1 pseudogene is annotated in these 308 nt (G+C 46.8%); it reads right to left on the bottom strand.

Annotated features, from left to right (window positions below):
• A pseudogene (locus AB4585_RS27325) lies at window positions 1-308 on the bottom strand (hypothetical protein); the annotation flags it as partial.

Here is a 308-nt window from a genome sequence, read left to right as displayed (position 1 = left end):
TTGTAGGTTAGGGTGCATTTCTAGCAACTCGTACTGCAAGGCAGTCAGCAGAACCTGCTGATGCTCTGATAGGCTCGATACTTCAGACAGTTTGTCGAGTAACGATAACACCAGCGTGTTAGGTTTCACGTAGCCTGCTTGATGCGGAAAGGGCTTGCTTAAACGTTGTGACGCTTCGATAACCTTGCATCGACTATTAGGAAAGTAGCTTAAAGCAGACAAGCAGTTTGCAGGAAGCCAAAAGGTATCACCGGCTGCGATAGCGTATTCAATTTTACCCAACCTAACGCTGACTAAGCCCTCAACAA

It is taken from the genome of Vibrio sp. 10N.222.49.C9, from assembly GCF_041474985.1.
GTDB classification, from domain to species: domain Bacteria; phylum Pseudomonadota; class Gammaproteobacteria; order Enterobacterales; family Vibrionaceae; genus Vibrio; species Vibrio crassostreae_C.
Note: the sequence above shows the minus strand (reverse complement) of the source record. Positions and strands in the feature narration are given on the sequence as shown.